Here is a 26,337-nt window from a genome sequence, read left to right as displayed (position 1 = left end):
ACTAATTCTCATACAAAATACTAGCGATTTTTTTATCATTTAGTACAAACCTTATCTGCTCATATTTTTGAGTAGGGTGCATATCCTTTTCTGTAACTGGCGGAAAATATTTTACTCCAATAGTCACGTTTGGTAAACTAAAACTCCAAGATGACCTGATTTTAAAATTCTTACCACACAATTGTTGATCGGATGAGTTCAGATATTCTTTGAATTTTGAAAGCCCTTCGATTTCAAATATTGTTTTCCAGTTTTTACGAACTTCAAAAACGATATTTTCGTCAAGATTTTTCAGGATACTACTTTCATCGGAACTGTTACAGGCGTTTATAAAATCTCTGATGATTTTTCGTGGTTGTTTTTGAATTTCTCTGATTTCTTTCTTTTTGTTTTCAAGATAAGTGCTAAAATCCTTGTCAACCAATTCAGATAACTTATAGTATCCTGAATGAAAAGCTTCTAATGGAGATTTGTATAATCTATCTTTAAAAAAAGTTGCTTCATCAGTTTCATTGGCTTTAAAATGATCCAGAAGCAAAAAACCTTTTTCTTCGGTTGTACTGTTAACACCATCCACAATGTTTACAAAGTAGAACTGCTCTTTATCTTCGAACAAAACTTTGATTTTAGAGTTGAATTTTTCAGACTTATTTGCCGATGCTTTCACAAGATATTTCGTTTCATCCAAAGGATTTTCAATCCGTCTTCCCCAGCCATCAGTCGATAATTCAGATTGGTATCGGGATATTTGTATCCGTATTTCCTTCCGTCCTTTTTCGAGGTCGGTGGTAAATTCATATCCAGGAAAAGAATTGAGAATAGCCGTGTCTAATTCCCATTCCTCATAATCACTTGTAAAATTTATTTGATAGCTAAATTCATATTCCCGAATGTAAACCGGAAATTGGAACTTGTTCCCGACGATTGTTTGCTCTAATAAGGTAATATCGGATTTCCTGTTTACGGTTATTGAGATTTCAGTTTCAATCATTTTGAAATTTATTTTTACTGACAGTTTTAAAGTAATGCCATTTTTTTGTTCAAACCATTGTGCTTGAGAGTAGAAAGGAAATCAAGTGAAGACTGCTTAATCATTGTCGTCACCCAATTGGTCAATGTATTTCAAAATTAGATTTACTTGTTTGTCCTCGGATTTTGTAGAGGATATTTTTTCAATAATTTTGATCCTATCTTCTTTTGGTAATTTATTGAACGATTTTAAAACACCCGAATTTCTAAAAGTATCTAATATTTCTTTTTCTGTAATCGGCTCCTTTGAAGTCAATAAGTAAAGTGTCACAGTTACAGTGTCGCCACCACTTTTGCTGATTGCTTTCCTGATTTTGTCATTAATTGAAATTAGCTTGTCTTGTCCTCCAATCGTAAACAAATTAATACTGTCAATTGTGTAGTTGTCAATTGTACCAGATACTTTCAATGAGCCCCATTTTCCTACGATATGTTTAGTGTTAGGTACTTGGATGTGATATGTCCAAGCACCTTTACCTGCTTCATATTTCAATTCGAGTTCCTCGTCCTTTACTAAGTATTTCATCTTTTATGACCTGTATTATAGCTTTACCGCTAACCCCATAATTTAGAAAATTTGGGTATTTTGTATAGGAATTAGTCTATTTGTTTTAAGGACAAATTTAATGAATTAGATGCTAGGGTTATCGCAAATATTCTATTATAAACCATCATTAATCAGGCGACGTTCTTTTGCTTCTTTTCTTTGGTCGCTGTGTGAAAAGAAAAGAAGTCATTACCAAATACAAAAAATGGGATACTGAATATCCCACGCAAAAAACTCGCAACCTGTTTGGTAAAATGTAAGGAAAGGGAATTGTGGGCCGGTGCATTTTTGCAAAGTGATTGCATCCGCTTTAAACCGCAAAAATGCGTTTCCGACCGTAGGAAGGAATTGCATTTTTGCCCGCCGATTTCGGCTTTTAGGCAACTTTTATCGGGTGGGTGCGGAAATCTTTCAGATTGTGAAAAAATCCTTTGTATTCAGTCATTCCCCTGCGAAACAAGTTCCATAACAAAGAACAACCCATTTGTGTAAGCGATGAATTGATAAACAAATCTTGGTGTTCCAACGCTTCGGCAAGCGAGCAACTTGGCGTGCTGTCCTCTTGTTCGGATTGCTTCAATAGTTCGCCAAATTCATCGGTAACAAATGGCAGGCTTGCCACCGTTTGGTATTTCTCTGAATTGGGTTGCTTTATCTCTCCGATGGTAGATAGTAACACTTGTCCTGTATCTTGGCTGTTGCCAAAATCCAGCCAATATTTTGGCTCATCTTGGTAGTGTCTGCGGTAGCTTATTTCTTTTAGAATTTCATCAACACCAAATCTCGCCTGTACATTGTCCACACATGTAATGGTAATTGTTGCCCTTGCTTTTTCGGGCAATCTGCCAAAATTGTCCTTTTCAAACTTTACCGTTTCGGCTTTCCAATTTGTTCCTGCCCAACGGTTGCAACGGTTGATTAAAGCAACGGATTTGTACAATCCTGTTTCACTTTCTGCAAATCGCTGTCTGCCTAAATTAGCACTCGTGATAACATCATCATCCCAAAGGTGGACTTGGAATCCTGCGTGTCCTAATGCTATCAAACTTTCGTTTATTTCCATTAAGGCGGTCAATACTTTTGAGCCTGTGCCACCTGCTCCGATAAGGTTTACCGAAATAGGGTTTGTCGGACTGAGCAGGTAATTATCCGTAAAATGAACTACTTTTTTTTGTGTATTCATCACAATAGATTTTTAAGGGTTTTATTATTCTTTTTCAATACCTCTTTAGGAAAGGGTTTATTAGTACCAACAAGGTCTTTCCAAAGGTTTACAATGTTTTTTCTTGTCACGTTTTCGCATAATGAATGACTGAAATAGGAATTGAAAAAATAATGTTCCCACGCCTGTATAAATTCCTCAACCGAAGCCGAATTTTTGACGTCAATACCCACAGTACCCATACATACATTGCCTTTTTCGTAGATATTGAAGAAAGGTGCATAATGCAAAGGTGCTTTCTCGGTGGGTCTTCTGTCGCTTGCCAAAGCAAATACCGTAAGATTGCTTTTGCTCGCTAACCAAAGCATTGGTGGTACTTGTGCTTTTCCATTGGATATGCCCAAACTATCCACAAAATACAGTTTCCGTTGCTGTGTTTTGGTGTACCAAAGTACCGTACCTTTTTCCGCATTTGGATTGATATGCAGAATATTGGTAGGCAAAATTCCCTTTGGTTTTAAAAAGGCTTGGTTCTTTTCTTCATCGGTCTGTAAAGACTTAGCTAAAATATTGGCTTCTTTTACGGTTAATGGATGGGCATTGATAGGCATTCCGTTGCTGTCCATATCAAAATGCTCCACGTACATATCGGTTTCAATTCCTTTGGTTTCATAGAAAACCAAAGCAGATTTTGAATAGTACAATGTCCCAAAATAGTCTGTTATATCTGTTGTTGTATTCATTTCTCTATTGTTTTGTATTCGTATAATATTCCACTCAAATCATTCAATAAACCAAACAATCGGTTCTCAAAATCAAGATTGGCTGTTGGTATTTCGCTTCCATCAAATCGCTTGGAAATGGTAGGTTCCTCCATTGCCCCGTACTCGTTAAATTCATTGTTGATGGTATCTGAAAGGCTTTCGTATAACCAGCCTCTGGTATCTGCAATAAATGAAATGTATTTCTCCATTCTGATTATTTCATTTTCGTCATCATCATTGTAAGGGTCTTTTTCGGGCAATGTGGCGTTTATGAAAATGGTTACGTTTGAATATTCCGTAAAAAGAGCAAACGCATTGTGAGCCACTTGCCAACATTCCTTGTCGAACGTATCAACATTTTTAAATCGGTTCAAACGCTGTTCAAATACCTTTAGATTGATACGGTTAAATAGCTTTTTTTCTATTTTATCGCCAATGTATTCGGCATTTCTCAATTCACGTTTGTTGGTTTCGGTTTCTGCCGTTTCCTCGTCTTGTTCCACCCAATCTGTCATCATTTCGTACAACCAATATAGATAACTTTCTTCCTGCCTATAATAGGGAATTTTGGGAAATGTGGTACAGATAACTGCATACGGATACTAAAAGCTGTGCGGTCTTTTTACGCTTCGGGTCTTTTAGCATTTGAAAGAGAGGCACAATTGGAATGTAATACAAGGTTGTTCCTGTGTTGTACCGTTCCTCACTTGTAAAGTAGGTTTTCGTACTGTCCTGTATCAATTTAAAACCCTCCCAATTTATATTGGTACGTTTTGCTTTGGTTTCCATATCCCACATAGCCAATGTTATATTGTATGGAAACTCAAAATCCTTGGTCTGCATTGGCTCAATGCTGTAATGCTCGGCAAGTTGGGAAAGGGACTTGTAAAAATCCCTCACCATTTTCTGACAAGCCTGTACGGATTGTGCTGTTTTCAGTTTAGGCAGAAACGTACACTTTAAAATACCATTGGTAGCATTGCTATTGGTACGGATTTCTGTTTGTCTTTCTGCACTTGGTTTGCATCCTTTGGTCTTTGCATCAAATTGGCGAACTCGCCCAACTGTCGGTGCAATTGCTGTTGTCGTTTTTGTTCGGGTATATTGATTGTTCCCGATATGATGTTGCGTTGCATAATTCATCGTTTTATAATTTTTGTTTATCCTTTCGTACCCATTACGCTCTCAAATTTGTACTCGACTGCATCGTCTTTTATTTGTGGTGTAGATACTTTTGCCGTTGTCAAAATCGGGTACATATTGGAGTAAAAATTCATTACTGCTTCCACGCTCCAACGTGGTTCGGGGTCGGTCAGTCTGATGTCCTGTCCTTTATCTTTGAGTATAAAAACTCGTTCTAATTGCGTTGCTAATAACATAATGTCTATTTTAATGATTACTATTCGTTTTCATCTTCGTCCGCTTCATCAATAGGATAATCAGCAGTAGCTTCTTCCTCTTTTTGCGGTTCGGGTTTTGTCTCGTCCATTGCTCCGAAAAGGCTCGGTGTTGCGAATTGGTCTGATAATGCTGTTTTACGTTTGCGTATCTCGTCTGCTTTTTCGGGAAACTCCGTTATATCGGGAACTTTTATCCACGCTTCACGGAATTTGCCCTCTTTCTCCAACTCGTCCGCCTTTGCCATTGCATCTTTAAACTTCTTGTCTTTGACTTCTTTTTCTTTTTTCTCTTTTTCGGTTTTTGCTTTCTCGATTGCCGATTGTGCTTTGGCTTCATCAAGTTGCTTTTGAAATTTCTCCATATCCACCATTAAGCCCGATACCTTTTGTATGGGTGTAGTTATCTGCTCAAAAAATCCCTCGTCAAACTCTTGGGGCATGGCGTTAAAGGTCAATGGGGGAATTAGATTTTTTGCACTATCTCCGCATTGTTCGTTGTTGAGCAATACAGTTACAATTAGGTTGCTTTCTATCCCTTTTGAAATGTTCAGTTGCAATACTCCTGTAAAGTCCAACTGCTGTATCTGATTGAAAAAATTGGTGTTCATCGTTCTAAAATTTTAATTGTTAATACTTTTTTCTTTTTTAAGTTTCTCGTGCATATCTGCCCAATATTCCTGTCTTTCCTTGTCTGTTTCTGTTGGTGGTCGTGCTGATATTCTTTATACCAACCTGTTTGTTGAATAGCTTTTATGAGGTCGGTAACTTCAATCCAATTCCCTTTTTTATCTATGATTTTCATCGTACTTGGCTTTAAGTGTTATTTGCTGATTTCCGCTATTTGGTCAATCCTACCATAAATGATACTTCTAAGACTTGTTTTGTCGGGAGCGTTGTATTCTGCCCAACTGCCGTACTGCTTTACGATATAGGATTTTAAAACATCCTCGAAACCAAAACGATAACCCATAAGCGGGACGGCTCTTTTGAAATAGGCGTTTCGGTTTACTGCTTCGGCAAGCCAATTTTTTTCGGCTCGGTTCAACTTGTCGCCTTTGTTCAGTTTTTCCCTTAATAGGTAAACCTTTGCATTTTGCAGGGTTGCCAATTCGGGTACATCTTGGCGTACAAACTTTGTAGCTATTGTTCTTGTTTCCATTGCCTTTGGTTTTAAGTTTCTTGAATTTTAATTTTCCGCTCCAACAAGTTTTCTAATATCTCGTAATCGCTTTCGTAATCATTACCCTCAAAATGGTAGGTTTCGTTTTCTTCATCAAATTCGTATTGCTCAAAATCCACGTCTTCCAAATAAACATCTGTGAGTAGCTTGTCATAAAATGTTGCCCTGCCATATACAAGATTGCCCATTTCTTCATAGTCGTGTGTGAAATTCACTTCGTAATGCTCCGCTATCTTTTGAATGATTTCCATATTTGGTGACCACTTTGTTTCATATTGAAATTGTCCTTCATCGCCTTCATTCCAATAGATATTGAAGAAATAACCACCATTATCTTTAGAAATAAATTCGGGTAATTGTCCTTCTTCGATTTTTTCTTCCTTTTCCTTCATTGATTGAAAAAGTTCCTGTATTGCTGTCATTGTTTCGGGTTTCCCCTCGAATACAACTGTATTACTGCACCAATTTGCCATAACTTTTGTTTTTAGTAGGCTACCACCGATTAAAGCGGTAGCCTGTTGTTATTTAATTAAGGTTTAGGGTTTCTGCACCATCTAAAGCAAAACCATTACACAATTCAAATGCTTTCTGTGATTTGAGTTGAGCAGTGCCACCCAATACAATGCTCTGCAACTTGGCTTCATCATTCTTGTAATTTCTTACGTTCTGATAGTAACCTGTAACCGCATTATAAGCTCCGAACAATGTTCCTTTTGTCGTATCCATTTGTTGGGTGTCGCTTATCATTGCGTATGCAAAAGCATCTTCAACGGTGTTTTTGAACACGGTTGAAATTTCATCTTCCGCACCTTTTTTGATTAAATCAAAGGTTTCCTTATTCGGGCAAAGTGCCAATTGAATTAGCTTTTTAACCTCTCGGTCTGTTACCTTTACTTTTGCCCATTCATTGAAAATTCCCTCTAATTGGTTGCTCAATGTGTTGGCAAGTCCCATAATCTTGTGAGCGTTCTCGATACGTCCTTTTGCTCCCGAAGTGTGTTTGATACGGACAACATTGGTCATATTGCGTAATGAAGCGTTTAAGGTATTTTGGCAAACGATACGGATTGGTGTAAATGCGGCTGTGATACTTCCGCTACCATCGTGCGAAGTGGTTAGGAAAATGTATTTTTCCGTAACATCATCGCCATTGCCTACACGGATATAGTCCGGCAGTTTGGCTGTGATAAAAATACGTTCTCCGTTGCCTAATGCTCCTGCGGTTTCGTACAGAATGCCCTCGCCACCACCTACAATAGCATCAAAGAAATTAAAGGCTTCACGGTTTTGTACGATATGGTAATCCTTACCGACTACGCCCAATACGGCATTGTTATCGGTGCGTATGTTGGCGAAATAGTTAGGTACTTCCAATTCGCTACTGCCTATCTCTATACCGTTGGTGGTTTCGATAATGCCCGAACCTTTGGTAAATAGTGGGGATTTTACGACTTCGTAATCTAATCTTGCGTGTTTGATAGCTTCCTCGCTTGTTGGGTATTGCTCCACGATTTGCCCTAAACCGTGCCACGCTTTTTGCTGAACGCTGAAAAATGAATAACGTCCTGTTCTCTCGTTGAAATTTATATTATGTGCCATAATGTTTAAAATTTTGATATAAAAAATGGATTGAATGTTCTTGATTAAAATGGAAGGTCGTCTTCTGTACCTTTTCCTGCTGTACTGTTGTTTCCTGTTTGTGCAGTAGCTTGTACGCTTTCGGTTCTCTTACTACCTCCGTGCAATTTGATTTGTGAGGTATGGAAATTCAGACCTGCTCTTGGCTCTCCATCATTACCTGTCCACGCTCTTGTACTTACTCGTCCCGATAGTTCTACCAAAGTGCCTTTTGTGAGTAGCTTGGCTACATTCGGGGTTATCCAATAGGAGCAGTCGAAATAGGTTGTTTGCTCTATGCGTTCGCCTTGCTTGTTACGGTAGCTGTCGTTGGTCGCTACTGAAAAATTTACTACTTGTTTGTCCTGTGACGTTGTGCGTACTTCCGCGTCCCTTGTCAGTCTTCCTGTGATGTTCATATCCCTTAATTTTTAGTTATTTATTTTTATTTTTTTAGATTTATTCGGCAATGAGAGGAGGTGCTGTTTCGTTTCATTACCATTTCCAATGTTTTTAATTTTCGTATCTGACATTTTTTTTATTCGTTTAAAGAGCCGGAGTATGCTATGTTTCGTTTCACGAGCATAAAAGGTTCGTGTTTAGCGGCACCAAGGTTTTGGAAAAAAATACTACCCAACGGGTGGAGATTATTTTCCAAACTTGCTTGACCTTTGTGATGCGTTAAGAACACGGAAATACCTTTGCTCTAGAAATGGGACAAAAAAGCATACGGGTCATTTGGATAAAATGAATGTGGAAGCCAAGAAGATGGCATTGAGAAATGGTTTACAATGAATTGAAATAACACTTCCAATTCGCTGAATTTTTAAAACACTTTTTTAAAGCGGTGGGTTATCAAAGCCACACTAGCAGAGGATTAGAAAATGTATTTGTGTGGGAGGCGTAGATGGCAACATTTTTTAATCTTCTGTTCCAGAAGTAGCCGAAAAGCTCTTTTACAGAAAGGGAATAGCAGAGCGAAGTAAATGTGCTTTGGCTATAAAATATGGGCATAAAAAAAGCAGAACCGTTAAGTTCTGCTAGTAATTATCAAATTGTGATTAACTATATAACCTGTAAAAACGCTTCTTCAATCTCCTTAAATTTAGGAGCTACTAAATCCATATCCTTACTAATCTTTTGGCTGGTAATTTTAGCATAAATCTGTGTAGTTGAAATGTTTTTATGTCCCATCATTTTGCTAAGGCTTTCAAGAGGTACGCCTTCGGTCAAAAACATCGTTCCAAATGTGTGTCTTGCGGTGTGAAAAGTTACTTTTTGTTCTGTAATAATTTCAGCTTTTTCAATTAATTTGCCAATGTGAGTATTGCAGGTTACATTAGTTGGAACTGGAAAGATAAACTCATTACGAGTGCTACCGAGGTATTTTTCTATAATACGTTTTGGGATTTCCATTAATCGAACATTAGAAGCAATATCTGATTTTTTTCTTCTGCTGATGATCCATTGATGGCCATCGAAGAAAGACTGAATATTGTTCCTTGTTAGTTTTTTAATATCCGCATAAGCAAGTCCGGTAAAACAACTGAAAATAAAAAGATCTTTCACAAGCTCATACCGTGGGTGGGGCGGTGCACACATCATCAGTTTTTCTACATCTTTTTTAAGAATATAACCCCTGTCGGTTTCTTCCATATTAATTTCATAATCTTGAAACGGATTATCACGTATCAAACCTTTTTTTATAGCCAATTCTACCAGACTTAGTACGGGCATCGTGTAAACCCAAACCGTATTATGTGTAGATTGTAAATCGTACCGAAGATAAAAATCGAATTCCCTAATAAAATCTCCAGTCAATTCCCGAAAGGCCATATCATCACGATGATAGCGTTCTTTGATAAAAGTGGTAAGATGATTATAAACCGTGATGTACTTGTTGTAGGTGCTTTGTGAACGTTCTTCCTTGTCAACCAATTTTTTAAAATCCTCATTTTTATCGTTAAAGACTTTTAGAATTGCATCATCCATTACACCAACACCCAAGAATGAGAGCTTTACTTTTTGGGAAGTAGCAAAGCCCTCGTGTTTCAGCATATCTTCATAAATTTTGTCGATACGCCCACGTATGTTATCCAACTTTTTATTAATATTTAAAGCTGTTGCGCTTTTGCCCTCAACTCTTCCATATTTTAGATCCCAATTGCTAGGGTCAATTTCTAACTTTGTCCCAAAAGTTTTAGGTGTTCCGTCAATGGTAATACGTGCCATAATTGGAGCATTACCATTTTTTTTCAGTTCGTTCTTTTTCAAGTAGAAAAGCAGTTTGAACGTTGATTTTTTTGTCTGCGTCATAACTCAAATGTTTAATGTTTAAAATTAATTTACATTGAGTTACAAGGAAATATAAAAATAAGTGCAAAACACTGAAATATAACCGTTTAAGCTAATAAGGAACCTCTATTAATCGGTAACGAATTAGTAACTTAACTTTGTCATTTCAAGCCCAAAACCTATCTGACACCGAGTTCCAAATAAAGACTACTTCTTTATAAAACATTGTATAGCAACGGATTTAATCGTTTTGCTTAACTTTGCTTTTTACTAATCTTTTTTGTAAAAAATAATAAATATTAAAACGTAATGCTGCAAAATAGATGTATAAATAATGCTGCAAATAATTGTTTTATTTTTTCACTGTAAATACCCAAAAGAAATGGTTGAGAAAAAGGGTGAGAAACTTTGTAGATTTTGAACCTCTTAGGTTTTGTCTGTATGTAATTCTTTAATTTTTTTTACCGCAAAAGATTTTACAGTGCTAAAGGAATTCAAAAGTTTGCAAAAATAAAATGGTAGATTCTTTAAAAGATGATAAACTTTCTGGATATTTTCAAATCATGAAAATAATGACTGCAACCCTAGCCTCGATTGCAGCATTTGTTTGAGCTCATTTTTTTGGTTCGGGGGCGCGGCTTCGCCGCGCCCCCGAACCAAAAAATTGCGAGTGCGGAAAGCGAGAATTGCTCTTACAAGCAATCGACATAGCCAAAATAGCTACAAATAAAAATAAAACTGCCTAACAAAAATATTTGTCAGGCAGTTTTATATTGAACAAGATTAAATTAAAATTATTTCACAACTCCTTTGAAAGAAAGTGTTTTAGGAGTTTTGCTGTCGCTGGTCGTAACATTTACCGTTTTCATAAACGCTCCTGCCGCAGCCGCGTTATAGCTTGCCTCAACAAAACCTTTTTTTCCAGGCTGGATAGGAGTTTTTGTGTAATCTGCAGTTGTACATCCGCAAGATGGCGCTACATTTTCGATGATAATTGGTTTTGAACTGGTGTTTGTAAATTCAAATCTGATTAATTTTGGTTTTCCTTGAGGAATATTACCTACATCAATCGATTCTGATTTCCATGTAATTGCAGCTTTAACTGTTTTTACGATAGGATTCGGAGCTACAGGAAGTACATTTGCATAAAACGGAGAAAATGCCATAACTGCAAGAAGCGCTGTAATTTTTAAATTTTTCATAGTGTAAATTTTAGATCAAATATTATTTTTTGTTGTAACAAATGTAGACATGAAAATGATTGTAAGTTGTTAACCGTTATCAAACATTTGTTAACGAGTTGTTAATGATAAAAAAATTATAGATATTTTTGGATAATATTGCTTCTGTAAATGGAAATCAAGAAACTCAATATTGTTATAAGCCTTGGTCTGGTTGCTATCATCGGGATTTTGATAGCTCAGTTGTTATGGACCAAGCAAGCCTATAATCTTGAGGACAGAAAATTCAATCAGAAAGTAAACATCGCTTTGATGGAGGTTGTCGAAAAGATGTCTGAAGGAAAAACCTCTTTTACGGAAAATCCGGTTCAGATTATTGCGAATGATTATTATGTGGTCAATATCAACAATGAATTTCACCCTTCGGTTTTAGAACATTATCTGAAAACGGAATTTACGAGATTCCAAATCAATACAGATTATGTTTATGCTTTATACAATTGCCACAGCGACCAGATGATTTATGGGAAATATATGACTCAACATCAGGAAGAACCGAGTGAAAAAGTAATTCAGTTTCCCAAACATAAAAATCTTACGTACTATTTTTCTATTCGTTTCCCTGATAAAACCACGTATCTTATCAGTTCGCTTCGTTTTTGGTATCTTCTGACTTTTGCGTTGATCATTATTTTGTTGGTATATGTTTATTCGATCTATACCATTATTCAACAGAAGAAGTTTTCAGAATTACAGCGTGATTTTATTAATAACATGACGCATGAATTTAAAACTCCCCTTTCATCCATACTTTTAGCTTCAGAATCACTCAATAAACAGGAAATTGTACAGGAAAATCCAAAATTAAAAACATACACTTCAATCATCATCAATCAAAGTTTTAAACTGAATAATCATATCGAAAAGATATTGAATATTGCTAAAAATGATGCTTCAGGCTTGTCATTAAAACCACAAAAAATTATTTTGCTGCCTTTTATTAAGGAAATTGCTGAAAATATCAAGCAGAAAAATGAAAATGTATCAATCATAGTAAATATTGAAGATCATACTTCAGTTGTGGCAGACGAATTCCATTTTACCAATATTATTTTTAACCTGATTGAAAACTCAATTAAATATTGCGAAACAAAGCCGGAAATTATTATTTCTTCAGATAAAGATTCAAAAGGTTTATATTTAAAATTTAAAGACAACGGAATGGGAATTCCTGCAAAGAGTATCAATCATATTTTCGATAAATTCTACAGAGTTAATGCCAATAAAAGTGACGAAATCAACGGCTTTGGACTGGGGTTATTTTACGTAAAAAAAGTGGTACAGCAGCATGGATGGAAAATTTTTGTCGAAAACAATACTGATAAAGGAATTACGGTTACTTTATTTATCCCGTTTTAATTAATTTGCGTCATAATGGAAAAATCTAAAATTTTATATGCAGAAGACGATCCAACCATCGCTTTCCTGATTCAGGACAGTCTGGAGAATTATTATGACATTGAACATCATTCTGACGGAAAATCAGCTTTTGAAGCCTTTGACTGTAAAGATTTTGACATCTGTCTATTAGACATTATGATGCCGGGAATGAACGGATTTGATTTGGCAGAACAGATACGGAATAAAAATTCAGAAGTTCCTATTATTTTCACCTCGGCAAAAGCACTGAAAGAAGACAGAATTAGAGGTTTAAAAATCGGAGCCGATGACTATCTGGTAAAACCATTCAGCATTGAGGAGCTTATTTTAAAAATTGAAATTTTTCTAAAACGTTCAAAAAAAACAGAATCCGTTGCTCAAAAATATAAAGTTGGAAAATATGATTTTGATCCTAAAAATTATACTTTAAACGATTTCGAAAATATCATTACGCTTACTCAACGAGAATCTGATTTGCTTTTCTATTTTATCCGTCACAAAAATTCTGTTGTAAAAAGACAAGATATTTTAAAGGCAATCTGGGGCGACGATGATTATTTTATGGGCCGAAGTCTGGATGTGTTTATATCGAGATTGCGCAAAATTTTTGCCGAAGAAAACAATATTGTGATTGAAAATATTCATGGGATTGGTTTCCGTTTTTCTGAGAAATAGCAATATTAATATTTGTTGGCAAATCGCAAAGGCGCAAAAATTTTAATTATTCGAATGTTTTTAAGACGCAAGAAAATCAAAGATTTTCGGCAAAGAATTAGGTATGCTAAATTTTATCAAAGATAAAATCCTTGCGTCTTAAAACGCACTGTTTTAATTAAAAATCTTTGCGCCTTTGCGAAGACCAAAAATCAATTTATTTTAAACAATAAAAAACGATAAACAATTATTGTTCAATTTTAAATAAATTTACTTTTCGAAAATATTCATCCATGAAAAGGTCAGGAACTTCCATTTTTCTATTTCTTTTATTTTTTGGTTTACATTTTAAAGCTCAAAAATTCGAAAAACTCTATCAATATGTCAATCCATTAATCGGAACAGAAAAAATGGGACACACTTATCCCGGAGCAACTGCACCTTTCGGAGCCATTCAACTCAGCCCTGAAACCGATACAATTTCTTATTCACTCAACGGAAAATACAACGGTGAAGTATATAAATACTGTGCCGGTTATCGATACGAAGACAAAACAATCGTAGGATTTAGTTCTACTCATTTCAGCGGAACAGGACATTCCGATTTAGGAGATTTCTTAGTGATGCCGATTGTTGGAAAATTACAACTCAATCCGGGAACAGCAACGAATCCTGAAAGCGGATACAGAAGCCGTTTTTCTCATCAAAACGAAACTGCAGAAGCCGGATATTACAAAGTAAAACTGGATGATCATCATATTTTGGCTGAATTGACTTCAACAACCAGAGTTGGAATTCACCGGTATACTTTTCCGAAATCTGATCAGGCTCATATCATTTTGGATCTGATGGCTGGAATTTACAATTATGATGGTAAAAACGTTTGGACTTACGTTCGTGTAGAAAACGGAAATACGATCACTGGTTACCGACAAACAAACGGTTGGGCAAGAACGAGAACGGTTTATTTTGCGATGAAATTTTCAAAACCATTTAAATCTTACGGTCAGAAAAACTTTGATGGGAAGCAGGTTTACAATGGCTTTTGGAGGAAATTCGATCAGACTAAAAACTTTCCGGAAATCGCAGGAAAAAATCTGAAAATGTATTTTGATTTTGACACCAATGAAAATGAAGCCATTGAAGTTAAGTTGGCAATTTCCCCGGTCAGTCAAATCAATGCTCTAGAAAATTTAGAAACAGAGGCAGGAAATCTATCTTTCGATCAGGTAAAAGCTCAAACTCAGGAAAACTGGAATAAAGAATTAAACAAAATCGTCATTAAAGGTTCAGAAACTGAAAAAACGAATTTTTATACGGCTATGTATCATACTTTTATCAATCCCACCACTTATAATGATGTGAACGGAGAATATAAAGGTTTAGATCAAAACATTCATACAGCAGAAAATTTTACCAATTATACGACTTTTTCACTTTGGGATACGTATCGTGCGCTTCATCCTTTCTTTAATATCATTCAGCCTAAAAGAACCGGAGATATGGTGAAATCGATGATGGCTCATTACAATCAGTTTTCCATGAAAATGTTACCAATTTGGTCGCATTATGCGAATGATAATTGGTGCATGAGTGGTTATCACAGCGTAAGTGTCGTTTCAGATGCGATTATAAAAGGAAATTACAACGGTGATGTAAAAGAAGCCTTGAAAGCATGTGTAGAAACAGCAAACAAAAGAGATTACGAAGGCATCGGACAATATATTGATTTGGGATATATTCCTGCTGAAAAAAACGGAACTTCGGTTTCCAACACTCTGGAATATGCTTATGATGACTGGGCGATTGCACAATTAGCGAAATATTTGGGTGAAACTGAAATTTACAATCAATTCATCAAACGTTCTGAGAACTGGAAAAATAATTTTGACAAATCTGTCGGATTTATGCGTCCTCGCTTGGCGGATGGAAGTTTTAAGAAAGATTTTAATGCTTTAAGCACTCACGGACAAGGTTTTATTGAAGGAAATTCTTGGAATTACAGCTTTTTTGTTCCTCAAAATCCGGATGAATTAATCCAATTAATGGGCGGAAAGAAAAAATTTGCTTCCAAACTGGATGAATTGTTCACCATGCATTTACCCGACGAATTTTTCGCAGATACAGAAGACATTACAAGAGAAGGAATTATCGGTGGATATGTCCACGGAAATGAGCCTGCACATCATGTTGCATATTTTTATAATTGGGCAGGACAGCCTTGGAAAACACAGGCACAAATCAGACGGATTTTGGAAATGCAATACAAAGCAAGTCCGGATGGATTGGGCGGAAATGATGATGCGGGACAAATGAGTGCTTGGTATATTTTCAGTTCACTTGGCTTTTATCCTGTTGCTCCGGGTTCGGAAGATTACGCCATTGGAAGTCCGGCTATTGATCATGCAATTTTAAATTTGGAAAATGGAAAAACGTTCGAAATTGAAGCCATCAATCAAAGTCCGAAGAATATATATGTTCAGAAAGTTCTTTTAAATGGAAAGGAAATTAAAAACTTTACGCTGAAACATTCTGATATTATGAATGGTGGAAAATTGAGTTTTTATATGAGTTCTAAAGCGAAAAAATAATTTTGTTTAAACACAAACTACACAAATATTTTACACGAATTTCACAAAGAATTTATGTGTGGCTTGTCATTCAGAATGGAGCGAAAGCGGAGTGAAGAATCTATTCTTATATTACAGATTTTTCCTTCTTCGAAATGACAATAACGCTTATTTTTTCTCGCTGATTTTGCTGATTACGCAGATTGTTTTCTCAAAATAATTAAATCTTTAAATAAAAACCAATCCGTATTTTGCATACGACAATCTTCATTTTGCATACATTCTATTCTTAATTTCTGCGGAATTTTGTATCAATAAAATTTACGATATGAAATTAAATCAGGTAAAATTAGGAAATCAGGGGTTAATTATCCCGAATATTGGTTTGGGATGTATGGGAATGACAGGTTTTGGCGATGCCGACATGTACGGCAAAACTGATGAAACGGAAGCTATCGCAACCATTCATCGTTCTTTGGAATTGGGTGGAAATTTTCTCGACACTGCCGATTTGTATGGTCCTTTCAAAAACGAACAGCTCATTGCAAAAGCGATTGAAGGAAATCGAGACCAATACATTATTGCCACAAAATTCGGGTGGGAAATTGATGATAATGAACAAATCACGTGGAAAATCAATGGGACAAAAGATTATGTGAAAAAATCGGTTGAACGTTCTCTGAAAAATCTAAAAACAGACTACATCGACCTTTATTATATGCATCGTCTTGATAAAAATGTTCTTATTGAAGAAACCGTCGGAGCAATGAGCGATTTGGTAAAAGAAGGGAAAATCGGTTACATTGGTTTGTCGGAAGTTTCTTCTGAATCGGTGAAAAGAGCGCACGAAGTTCATCCGATTTCTGCAGTTCAAAGTGAATATTCTCTGTTTGAAAGAACGGTTGAAGAAAAAGGCGTCATCAAAACATTGAATGATTTGGGAATTGGTTTTGTGGCTTATTCGCCATTAGGAAGAGGGTTTTTATCCGGAAATATTAAAAGCATTGACGATTTGCCGGAAAATGATTTCAGAAGAGGAATTCCGCGTTTTCAGGGAGAACACTTCCAAAAGAATATCGAATTAGTGGAAGCGATTGAAAATATGGCGAAAGAAAAAAATATCACGTCTTCACAATTGGCTTTGGCGTGGATTATCAGCAAAGGAATTGTACCAATTCCGGGAACAAAACGCAGAAAGTATGTTGAACAGAATATTGATGCAAGTAAAATTGTTTTGAGTGAATCTGAGATTCAGAAACTGGAAAGCATTGTACCTCTGGGAACGGATACGGGTGCACCTTATGACGAATTTAGTATGGGACTTTTAGATTATTAATCTTTTCTAAAATTAATTTATTTGCATTTTGTCATTCTGACGAAGGAAGAATCTCAACTTTATTTTTAGAGATTCTTCACTACATTTCATTTCGTTCAGAATGACAATCCGCTTATAAACGCAATACAATTGCGCCCCGGCTTGAACGGAGCTCTTTTTGTGGAGCGAAGCGGAACAAAAAAGCGGGAGTGGAAGACGGAAATCGGCGCCATAAAAAAATAAAAACTTTAATTCGATGAAGTTAAAATGGCTCTCAATAATTATTACCTTTACTATTTAGAATTTCAAATTATGAACACGATAAAATCTATTTCGGCTTTTCACAGGTTGCTTTCGCTTCCAGAACCGAAACATCCGATGGTGAGTGTTGTGAATCTTTCGGAAAGTGTTTTCATTGAAGATGATATGTGGAAGGGATTTGTGAGCCGTTACTACTGCGTTGCTCTGAAACGAAATGCGACCGGAAAAATAAAATACGGACAGCAACATTACGATTATGATAAAGGTGTACTGAGTTTTACTGCGCCGAACCAGGTGCAATATCTCGATTTGAAGACGATGGATTGTGAAAACACGGGCTACCTTTTGATTTTTCATGAGGATTTTCTGCTAAAACATTCTTTGGCGAATACGATTTCGTCTTATGGATTTTTCTCGTATGCCGTAAATGAGGCGTTGCATCTCTCTGAAGATGAGGAAAACGATTTACTTGAAATTTTAAATAAAATCGATAAAGAGTGTGCGCATATCGACCATCACACTCAGGAAATTATTTTGTCGCAAATTGAGTTGCTGTTGAATTATTCGAAGCGTTTTTATGAAAGACAATTTATTACCAGAAAAAGCGGGAATCATCAGCTTTTAACTAAATTTGAAACTTTTCTGAACAATTATTTTGATAAAGAATCTTCTGAGAAAGGTTTGTTGACCGTTCATCAAATTGCAGAAGCAATGAATCTTTCCCCGAATTATCTGAGTGATCTATTGCGCGTTCATACCGGACAAAACACGCAGCAACATATTCATGAAAAGCTGATTAGCAAAGCGAAAGAGAAACTTTCAACGACTGAACTTTCAGTAAGTGAGATCGCGTATGAACTGGGCTTTGAGCATTCTCAGTCTTTTTCTACGCTTTTTAAAAAGAAAACAAATATGTCGCCTTTGGAATTTCGGCAGTCTTTTAATTAATTATAAAATTTATTCTCTCGCAGATTTTGCGGATTGGGCAGATTTTTTTTAAACATGACTATCTGAGAAATCTGTAGGAAATAAAATAAAAGACTGCATTTTGAATTTTTGATTATTAAAAATCTTCTTTAATCTTTCGCTTGTGTGTTTTTCCCCATTGTGAAAGCGCCATGATAACAGGCTTAAGCGTTCGGCTGTAATCCGTCGAAATATATTCAACCACAACCGGTGTTTGCTGGGCATGAACGACTCTTTTAACAAAACCATTTAATTCAAGATCTTTCAATTCGTTAGAAAGTACTCTTGCTGAAATCCCCTGAATATTTCTTTGTAATTCATTAAAACGAATATTCCCGCTCTCTTGCAGGACAATAATGATTTTCAGTTTCCATTTTCCACCGATCACATAAATTGCATCTTCAACAGAGGAAAGATTTTCGGAACATTTCTGAGCTGTTATAGGTTCTTCCAAAACTATCGTATTTTCCATAAACTTCATTTCTTAACTAACCCAAAGGTTACTACTAACCTTTTGTTTACTACTAACTTTTGATAAGCAAATGTACATAATTTTGCTGAAGAAATTTTAATTAAAAAAAAATGAAATCGTAAACGAAGCGATTCCATACGACATTAAAAAAATAAATATTTATTTATGAAAAACATACTTCACATTATTTCAAGTCCAAGAGCTGAAATATCTGCAAGCAGAAAATTAGGAAATGCCGTTATCGAAAAAATTCAGGAAAAATATGCTGATGCTGTTGTAAAAGAACGCGACCTGACGAAAAATTTAGTTCCGCTTTTGGAGGAAGTTCACATCAATACTTTTTTCTCTCCGGCAGAAAGTCATTCTTCTGAACAAGCCGAAATTAATGAATATTCAACAGGATTAATTTCAGAATTGCAGGAAGCTGATATTATTGTTATTGATTCTCCGATGTACAATTTTTCAGTTCCGGCAACTTTAAGAGCTTATTTTGATTTTACTTCAAGAGCAGGATATACCTTTAAATATGATGAAAACGGACCGAAAGGTTTGTTGAATGACAAAAAGCTTTATATTGCTTTTACATCAGGAAATATTTATTCAGAAGGACCTTATCAGATTTATGACTCTAATGTTCCTTATATCAAAAATGTTTTTGGTTTCTATGGCGTTACAGACGTTAGCGTTTTCCGTGCGGAAGGTTTAGCGATTCCGGGGATTCAGGAAACTTCTTTGGAAAAGGCGATTGAGGGCATTACAATAGATTAATTTTTTAAAGTGTTAGTGAAATTTATCCTTGTCAAGGTTTCGAGCCTTGACAAGGATTTTTTTAAGGTATTATTAAAATGCTTCAAATTATTTCTCTCGCTGATCAACCAGATTTAGCAGATGATTGTGTTAAAAAATCTGCGTAATCAGCCAAATCTGCGAGAATAATGAATAAGTTTTGGCTAGATTGTCTTAAATAAAAAAACGGGCTTTAGCCCGTTCCTATTGATAATTTGTTTGTAATATTTATTCCTGAACTTCAAAAAGCAATCGCTCTCCGAATTTCTGTTCGTTTATTTTTCCGTTTTCGTAAACCAGATTTCCGTTGACAAAAGTGTGGGTTACTTTAGAATGAAACTCAGTTCCTTCCAACGGACTCCAACCACATTTGTAAAGAATATTTTCTTTTTCAACGGTCCAGTTTTCATTTAAATCAACCAAAACCAAATCTGCTTTGTAACCTTCTTTAATGAAACCTCGCTTTTCAATTCTGAACAAAATTGCAGGATTGTGAGCCATTTTTTCAACGATTCTTTCCAAAGAAATCTTTCCGTTTTTGTAATTCTCCAGCATCACCACCAAAGAATGCTGAACCAAAGGTGCTCCGGAAGGACATTTCGTATAAACATTCTGTTTTTCTTCCCAAGTATGTGGTGCATGATCGGTTGCAATCACATCAATTCTGTCATCCAGTAGCGCTTCCCAAAGTCCGTCTTTGTCTTTTTGAGTTTTTACTGCAGGATTCCATTTGATTAATCCGCCTTTTGTTTCGTAATCTTCATTCGTAAAAGTCAGGTGGTGAACGCAAACTTCCGCTGTAATTTTTTTGTCTTTTAAAGGAATATCATTTCTGAAAAGCTCAGTCTCAATGGCTGTTGACAAATGGAAAACGTGAAGTCTTGCTCCGGTTTTCTTTGCTAATTCGATTGCTTTTGAGGAAGACTTATAACAAGCCTCTTCACTTCTGATTAAATGATGAAATTTTACCGGAATATCTTCACCATATTCATCCAGATATTTTTGTGTATTGGCTCTGATTGTCGCTTCATCTTCACAGTGAACCGCAATCAGCATTTTGGTATTGCTGAAAATATTTTCTAAAGTTTCGGGATTGTCAACCAACATATTTCCAGTCGAAGAACCTAGAAATAATTTAATTCCGGGAACGTTTCTTGGATTTGTTTTTAATATTTCTTCCAGATTATCATTCGTTCCTCCCATCATAAAACCGTAATTGGCAAACGATTTTTGAGAAGCGATTTGATATTTATCAGCCAATAACTCCTGGGTAACCGCATTGGGAACAGTGTTTGGTTGTTCGATAAAACTAGTCGTTCCACCTGCAATTGCAGAGCGGGATTCAGATTCAATATCGCCTTTGTGCGTCAAACCCGGTTCACGAAAATGAACCTGGTCATCAATAATTCCAGGCAAAAGATATTTTCCGGAAGCATCGATTATCTGGTCTGCCTCTTCAGAAATATTAGGTTTTATTTTGGAAATCAAATCGTTTTCAATCAGAATATCGCTTTGAATAATCTTTCCTTCGTTGACGATCTGGGCATTTTTTATCAGGATTTTCATGTATTGCTTTAAAAAAATTAGATTGATATTGCACAAATTTAATATTTTCAAAAATGATTTTTAAGCATAACTCAGAAAATTGTGAATTCTAATATTTACATTTGCATTTTAAAAACCTGAAATTGTATAAAAAATTATTTGGACAAACTGCGGTTTACGGGCTCAGTTCGGTATTGGTAAGAATTTTCCCTTTTCTTATTGCACCTATTGTTACAAAAGCTTTCGGACCATCTGCTTCGTCACCATTCGTAGATTGGTATTCAATCGCCGGAGTTATCACGGTTTTCCTGACTCATGGTATGGAAACTTCTTTTTTCCGTTTTGCACAGGAAGGAGATATTGATAAAAAGACTTTAGTTTCTACGTGTGCCTTAAGTATTTTATCTGCTGGTTTTATTTATTTAATTCTTGGGTATGTATTCAGACAAGATTTAGCAAATGCTTTTGAAACTCCTGATCAGGTTAATTATCTTGTCATTTTCCTTTTTATGCTTTCGATCGATGCATTTGCAACAATTCCTTCGGCAATATTAAGACTTGAAGGCAAACCCGTTCAATATATGCTTTCAAAAGTAATCGGAGCTTTAGCATATTATTTTCTTGTTGTATTTTTTATAAAATGGCTTCCCAATTATCCAAATGGTATTTTAGGAATTAAATATGATCCTGAAATTGGTGTAGGCTACGTTTTCATTGCTAATTTGGTACAAAGTATCATAACATTACTTATTGTAGGAAAGGAATTTGTAAACTTCAGCTTTAAAAAGTTTGATTTTAATCTCTGGAAAAGAATTATGAATTATTCCTGGCCGGTAATGGTAGCAGGCTTGGCAGGAATTATCAATCAGACTTTAGACCGACAATTTTTGAAATTTGGGCTTCCCAAAGAAGAAGCAAAACATCAGATCGGAGTGTATGGTGCAGTTTATAAAATTGCAACCTTTATTACTGTTTTCAGACAGGCTTATCAATTGGGAATTGAACCTTATTTCTTCTCAAGTTTTAAAGACAAAAACAATCATAAGACTTACGCTGTTCTGATGGATGTTTTTGTAATCTGTAACTGTCTTATTTATATTGGATTAATGGTCAATCTTCAATGGATTGCTGAAAGATATTTGGGAAATGCTCAGTATTTTGAAGGAATCGAAATCATTCCTCTTGTAATGTTGGGCGCATTATTCTTAGGAATTTATCTGAATCTTTCGATTTGGTATAAACTTTCAGACCAGACAAGAGTGGGATTATACATTTCTCTGATTGGAGCAGCGATTACCATTTTTATCAACTTTACATTTATTCCCAAATACGGATATTGGGCAAGTGCTTTTGCAGCATTGATTACCTACACAAGTATGATGATTATTTCGTATTTTTGGGGGAGAGCACAGTATCCCATTCATTATAACATAAAAAAAATCCTTATTTACCTTTCATTATCTATAGCAATTTCTCTGGTTTCATTTTTGTATTTCAGAGAAAATTATTTTATCGGAAACGGTCTGTTTTTATTATTCATCGCATTTTTAGCGTATAATGAAAGAACGATGATCAACAAAATACTTAGAAAAAACTAAACATTAATATAAAAAATAACAATTATATATGAAAATTATTGTTCCGATGGCAGGAAAAGGCTCAAGATTGAGACCTCATACATTAACAGTTCCAAAGCCATTGATTCCTATTGCAGGAAAACCAATTGTCCAGAGATTAGTAGAAGATATTGCTAAAGTTGCAGGAGAAAAAATAGATGAAGTAGCATTTATTATTGGAGATTTCGGAGCTGAAGTTGAAGCTTCTTTGATCAAAATTGCAGAAAATCTTGGTGCAAAAGCAAGCATTTATACTCAAGATATTGCATTGGGAACAGCACATGCTATAAAATGCGCCGAAGCTTCTATGACAGGAAATGTAGTGGTAGCTTTTGCAGACACTTTATTCAGAGCAGATTTTACTTTAGACACCAATTCTGACGGTGTAATATGGGTGAAAAAAGTAGATGATCCTTCTGCTTTTGGGGTTGTAAAGCTTGATGATTATGGCTTCATTACCGATTTTATAGAGAAACCACAGACGTTTATTTCAGATTTGGCAATTATCGGAATTTATTATTTTAATTCTGGTGAAAAACTGATGGATGAAATCAACCACATTATGGATAACGATATTAAAGTAAGTGGTGAATATCAGTTGACAACTGCCTTGGAAAACCTTCGTCAGAAAGGTGCAAAATTCTCTTTAGGAAAAGTAGACGACTGGATGGATTGCGGAAACAAAAATGCCACAGTAGAAACCAATGGTAAAATTTTAGAATACGAAAAAGATGAGTTCACAGAATTCCCTCAATCGGCAAATATTCAGAATTCTCTTATCATTCAGCCATGCTACATCGGTGAAGGCGTTGAAATTTCAAACTCTAAAATCGGACCTTATGTTTCTTTAGGAAAAGGTACAAAAGTGATTAATTCAAATATCGATAATTCTCTAATTCAGGAAAAAACGATTATTGACCACGGAAACCTTTCCAATTCGATGATTGGAAGTTCGGCTCAGTATTTCGGAGTCGCAAGAGAGATTTCACTGGGAGACTTCTCAGTTTTAGATTTTTTATCGAAATAAATTTAAGTAAATAACGTTGAGAAAAACCACACAATCCCATTTGTGTGGTTTGGCGTTAATATTGTAAAAGATTATTAAAATTTACATATGAGAAATTGGGCTATCTTATTGATGATCACACTCACCATTCTTTCCTGTAAAAGCAGAAAAGCACTCAACCAGAATTCTTCTGAAAATGACAGTATTCAGGTAGAAAATTCCGGCAATAAGAATGACCCGAAAGATGCCAAAAATATTCAGGATCGAATAACTTTCTATGAGAAAATACTTATTCATCCTAAATTTGATCATGTAAAAATAAACAGTAAAATCACGGCGAGCGATCTTAGAGTAAGTCCGCTGGATGCAACTATTTATATTGAAAATGATAAAAAAATCTGGGCAAATATTTCTTTTCTGATCATTCCTGCTGCAAGAGCAATAATTACTCCGGAAGGAATAAAGGCAATCGACAGATACAACAAAAACTACATTGATTCTGATTTTGATTATCTGAATAACCTTTTGAATGTAAATTTTATCGATTACAAAACACTGGAAAAACTCTTGATGGGTCGTACATTTCTACTTATTTCAAACAGCAATTCTAAGATTGTGAAAAATTCTGATGGCTATCAGCTCACCTCAATCACCAATCAGAAAATCGTCACCAACGATGTAGTTCGTGAATATAAAGTTGAAATGCAGTACACGAATGATTTTAATCTTACTTGGATAAAATTGCAGGATGTAAAATCCGATGATGCCATTGAAATCGTATATGAAAACTGGGAAACCTTTCCGAACGAGGTGAAACTCCCGAAAAATGTTAAAATAATTATAAAAGGCTCAAAATCCAGCCAAATTTTACTGGAAAACACGAAATTTGACTTTTCGAGGATGGAAACACCCTATTCAGTTCCAGCCAATTATAAGAAAATTGAGATTAAATGATTAAAAAAATTAGCTTTTTAATAGGTATTTTGCTGTTCGGATTACAATATGCCCAACAAAATAAGGAACAGTTACAAAAGCAAAATGCTGATCTAAAAAAACAGATCATTCAAATAAATTCAGATCTGGCAAAAACCAGAAATGAATCTAAATTATCAATATCATATTTAAATAACGTTAATAAAAAATTAGCGCTTAGAGAAAAGGTTTACAACAATACTCAGAAAGAAAAAAGATTTATTGAGGATGAGATTTATCTTCGTCAGCTTGAAATAAACCGTCAGAACCGAGAACTGGGAGTTTTAAGAAAAAACTACGCTCAGGTTTTGGTGAATGCTTATAAAAATAAAGGTGTTCAGAATAAAGTAACTTTCATTCTTTCATCAAAAAGTTTGGGTGAAGCGCTGAGAAGAGTGCAATATTTAAAACAATACTCTGATTATCAGGATAAAAAAGCAGCTGAAATCACCAATGCTGCGGTAGAATTAAAGAAATCAGTAGAACAGAAAAAAAGATCGGCAGTAGAAAAAGAAAACCTTCTTGCTAATCAGAAGAAAGATTTAACGACTATTACCGTTGAACGTCAGCAAAAAGAACAGTTGGTAACAGAGTTCAAGAAAAACGAATCTAAACTAACTGGTGAGCTTAAGCAAAAACAATCTCAGTCTAAAGCTTTAGAAGGACAGATTAAAGCGATCATTGCTGAAGAGCTTAGAATTGCAAAAGCTGAAGAGGAAGCGAAAAAGAAAGCAGAAGCTGAAAAAATCCGTTTGGCAAAAATTGCTGCAGAAAGAGAAAAAGCAAGAATTGATGCTGAAGCGAAAGCAAAAGCTGAAGCATTAGAAAGAGAAAGAAAGCTAGCTGAAGCCGAAGCAAAAAAAGCATCAGAACTTGCTACTAAACGCGAGGAAGAAGACAGAAAACGTACAGCTGAAGCTGCAAAAGCAGAAGCAAGCGCAAAAGATGAAGCCAGAAAAATAGCAGCAAAGAAAGCTTTGGAAGAAGCTAATGAAAGGTCAAGAGAAGCAACAGAAAAGCTGAAAGCCGCAAGAGATGCTGAAGCGGCATTAGCCAAGAAAAAAGAAGATGACAAAAAAGCTGCAGAATCGAAAGCGATGACCAATTTTGGGGTTTCTGCACCTTCCGCAGGAAGCAATTTTGCAGCGAACCGTGGCAGAATTTCAATGCCTGCTTCAGGAACTATTACCCATAGATTCGGAAAACAGCAGCATCCGGTCTTTAAAAATATTTGGGAAGAAAATAACGGAATCAAAATTTCCGTAGCGAAAGGAACTTCGGCAAGAGCGGTTTTCCCAGGAACCGTTTCGCAGGTAATTCCTTCCGCAGACGGTACTAAAACTGTGATGATTAAACATGGTGATTATTTTACCATTTATTCTAATCTTAGCAGCAATACCGTTTCAAAAAACCAGCAGGTTTCTGCAGGTACGATTGTAGGTAGTGTCGCACAGGATTTCGACGGCACTTACACTCTTGATTTCCAGATATGGAACGGAAGTCAGGCAGTTGACCCGTTGGGTTGGGTTTCGTATTAAAAAAAGATTAACTTTGCAAAA

25 protein-coding genes and 1 pseudogene are annotated in these 26,337 nt (G+C 35.6%); 10 read left to right on the top strand and 16 right to left on the bottom strand.

Annotated elements, in window-relative coordinates:
* Position 1 precedes the first annotated feature (1 nt).
* From BA768_RS00240 to BA768_RS00175, 14 genes and pseudogenes are all read right to left on the bottom strand, one after another.
* Entirely contained in the window at positions 2–991 is a 990-nt protein-coding gene (locus BA768_RS00240; protein ID WP_065719242.1) for a hypothetical protein, read from the bottom strand.
* Positions 992–1,087: 96 nt separating this feature from the next.
* Entirely contained in the window at positions 1,088–1,555 is a 468-nt protein-coding gene (locus BA768_RS00235; RefSeq protein ID WP_065719241.1) for a DUF1905 domain-containing protein, read from the bottom strand.
* A gap of 397 nt (positions 1,556–1,952) precedes the next feature.
* On the bottom strand, positions 1,953–2,759 hold the full coding sequence (locus BA768_RS00230) for a PRTRC system ThiF family protein (protein WP_065719240.1): 807 nt from the start codon (positions 2,757–2,759) through the stop codon (positions 1,953–1,955).
* A complete protein-coding gene (locus tag BA768_RS00225; protein WP_065719239.1) occupies positions 2,759–3,481 on the bottom strand; it encodes a PRTRC system protein B in 723 nt (240 codons plus the stop codon). The genes BA768_RS00230 and BA768_RS00225 overlap by 1 nt, the downstream gene beginning before the upstream one ends.
* Positions 3,478–4,645: pseudogene (locus tag BA768_RS21700) on the bottom strand (hypothetical protein). The gene BA768_RS00225 and the pseudogene BA768_RS21700 overlap by 4 nt, the downstream one beginning before the upstream one ends.
* 17 nt (positions 4,646–4,662) lie before the next feature.
* Positions 4,663–4,881, bottom strand: a complete 219-nt coding sequence (locus tag BA768_RS00215; RefSeq protein WP_065719238.1) for a PRTRC system protein C — start codon at positions 4,879–4,881, stop codon at positions 4,663–4,665.
* A 20-nt stretch (positions 4,882–4,901) separates the two neighbouring features.
* On the bottom strand, positions 4,902–5,510 hold the full coding sequence (locus BA768_RS00210; protein WP_065719237.1) for a PRTRC system protein E: 609 nt from the start codon (positions 5,508–5,510) through the stop codon (positions 4,902–4,904).
* On the bottom strand, positions 5,507–5,704 hold the full coding sequence (locus tag BA768_RS00205) for a 3-isopropylmalate dehydratase (protein WP_228388245.1): 198 nt from the start codon (positions 5,702–5,704) through the stop codon (positions 5,507–5,509). The genes BA768_RS00210 and BA768_RS00205 overlap by 4 nt, the downstream gene beginning before the upstream one ends.
* Positions 5,705–5,722: 18 nt before the next feature.
* On the bottom strand, positions 5,723–6,061 hold the full coding sequence (locus tag BA768_RS00200; protein WP_065719236.1) for a molybdenum ABC transporter ATP-binding protein: 339 nt from the start codon (positions 6,059–6,061) through the stop codon (positions 5,723–5,725).
* Between the two features lie 11 nt (positions 6,062–6,072).
* A complete protein-coding gene (locus BA768_RS00195; RefSeq protein ID WP_065719235.1) occupies positions 6,073–6,555 on the bottom strand; it encodes a hypothetical protein in 483 nt (160 codons plus the stop codon).
* A gap of 52 nt (positions 6,556–6,607) precedes the next feature.
* The gene (locus tag BA768_RS00190) at positions 6,608–7,681 is read right to left on the bottom strand and encodes a DUF932 domain-containing protein (RefSeq protein WP_065719234.1); all 1,074 of its coding nucleotides are present in this window, start codon (positions 7,679–7,681) and stop codon (positions 6,608–6,610) included.
* A gap of 44 nt (positions 7,682–7,725) precedes the next feature.
* Positions 7,726–8,118, bottom strand: coding sequence for a single-stranded DNA-binding protein (locus BA768_RS00185; RefSeq protein ID WP_003002511.1), 393 nt, complete (start codon positions 8,116–8,118; stop codon positions 7,726–7,728).
* A gap of 646 nt (positions 8,119–8,764) precedes the next feature.
* Positions 8,765–10,015: a site-specific integrase gene (locus BA768_RS00180; protein ID WP_065719233.1), complete on the bottom strand. Its 1,251-nt coding sequence runs from the start codon at positions 10,013–10,015 to the stop codon at positions 8,765–8,767.
* Between the two features lie 773 nt (positions 10,016–10,788).
* Positions 10,789–11,196 carry a DUF1573 domain-containing protein gene (locus tag BA768_RS00175; protein ID WP_047480354.1) on the bottom strand — a complete coding sequence of 136 codons (408 nt, stop codon included), beginning with the start codon at positions 11,194–11,196 and terminating at the stop codon, positions 10,789–10,791.
* 150 nt (positions 11,197–11,346) lie between these two features.
* On the opposite strand from BA768_RS00175, the gene BA768_RS00170 reads away from it, so the two are divergent.
* From BA768_RS00170 to BA768_RS00150, 5 genes are all read left to right on the top strand, one after another.
* On the top strand, positions 11,347–12,594 hold the full coding sequence (locus tag BA768_RS00170) for a sensor histidine kinase (protein ID WP_065719232.1): 1,248 nt from the start codon (positions 11,347–11,349) through the stop codon (positions 12,592–12,594).
* A gap of 15 nt (positions 12,595–12,609) precedes the next feature.
* Complete coding sequence (locus tag BA768_RS00165; protein WP_065719231.1) at positions 12,610–13,290, top strand: response regulator transcription factor; 681 nt, start codon at positions 12,610–12,612, stop codon at positions 13,288–13,290.
* Positions 13,291–13,562: 272 nt separating this feature from the next.
* Positions 13,563–15,860, top strand: coding sequence for a GH92 family glycosyl hydrolase (locus tag BA768_RS00160; protein WP_083206536.1), 2,298 nt, complete (start codon positions 13,563–13,565; stop codon positions 15,858–15,860).
* A 307-nt stretch (positions 15,861–16,167) separates the two neighbouring features.
* Positions 16,168–17,175 (top strand): aldo/keto reductase, encoded by a 1,008-nt coding sequence (locus tag BA768_RS00155; protein WP_065719230.1) that lies wholly within the window; start codon positions 16,168–16,170, stop codon positions 17,173–17,175.
* A 291-nt stretch (positions 17,176–17,466) separates the two neighbouring features.
* Complete coding sequence (locus tag BA768_RS00150; RefSeq protein WP_034678136.1) at positions 17,467–18,363, top strand: helix-turn-helix domain-containing protein; 897 nt, start codon at positions 17,467–17,469, stop codon at positions 18,361–18,363.
* Positions 18,364–18,478: 115 nt separating this feature from the next.
* Here BA768_RS00150 and BA768_RS00145 read toward each other — a convergent pair whose 3' ends face one another.
* Entirely contained in the window at positions 18,479–18,853 is a 375-nt protein-coding gene (locus BA768_RS00145; RefSeq protein WP_065719229.1) for a winged helix-turn-helix transcriptional regulator, read from the bottom strand.
* Between the two features lie 165 nt (positions 18,854–19,018).
* On the opposite strand from BA768_RS00145, the gene BA768_RS00140 reads away from it, so the two are divergent.
* Positions 19,019–19,621 carry an FMN-dependent NADH-azoreductase gene (locus tag BA768_RS00140; protein WP_034678134.1) on the top strand — a complete coding sequence of 201 codons (603 nt, stop codon included), beginning with the start codon at positions 19,019–19,021 and terminating at the stop codon, positions 19,619–19,621.
* Positions 19,622–19,867: 246 nt separating this feature from the next.
* On the opposite strand, the gene BA768_RS00135 is transcribed toward BA768_RS00140, so the two are convergent.
* Entirely contained in the window at positions 19,868–21,205 is a 1,338-nt protein-coding gene (locus tag BA768_RS00135) for a dihydroorotase (RefSeq protein ID WP_034678133.1), read from the bottom strand.
* A 122-nt stretch (positions 21,206–21,327) separates the two neighbouring features.
* Here BA768_RS00135 and BA768_RS00130 point away from each other — a divergent pair, with 122 nt between their 5' ends.
* The 4 genes from BA768_RS00130 (at position 21,328) to BA768_RS00115 (ending at position 26,316) form a co-directional block, all read left to right on the top strand.
* Positions 21,328–22,782, top strand: a complete 1,455-nt coding sequence (locus tag BA768_RS00130; RefSeq protein ID WP_034678131.1) for a lipopolysaccharide biosynthesis protein — start codon at positions 21,328–21,330, stop codon at positions 22,780–22,782.
* Between the two features lie 28 nt (positions 22,783–22,810).
* Entirely contained in the window at positions 22,811–23,827 is a 1,017-nt protein-coding gene (locus tag BA768_RS00125; RefSeq protein ID WP_034678129.1) for a sugar phosphate nucleotidyltransferase, read from the top strand.
* A gap of 87 nt (positions 23,828–23,914) precedes the next feature.
* Positions 23,915–24,760, top strand: coding sequence for a DUF4292 domain-containing protein (locus BA768_RS00120; protein WP_065719228.1), 846 nt, complete (start codon positions 23,915–23,917; stop codon positions 24,758–24,760).
* On the top strand, positions 24,757–26,316 hold the full coding sequence (locus BA768_RS00115) for a murein hydrolase activator EnvC family protein (RefSeq protein ID WP_065719227.1): 1,560 nt from the start codon (positions 24,757–24,759) through the stop codon (positions 26,314–26,316). Before BA768_RS00120 ends, BA768_RS00115 begins: the two co-directional genes overlap by 4 nt.
* Positions 26,317–26,337 lie beyond the last annotated feature (21 nt).

Source organism: Chryseobacterium sp. CBo1 (genome assembly GCF_001693475.1).
In the GTDB taxonomy this organism is placed as follows: domain Bacteria; phylum Bacteroidota; class Bacteroidia; order Flavobacteriales; family Weeksellaceae; genus Chryseobacterium; species Chryseobacterium formosense.
The sequence above is the reverse complement of the archived record's forward strand: the minus strand, read 5'-3'. Positions and strand labels throughout refer to the sequence as shown.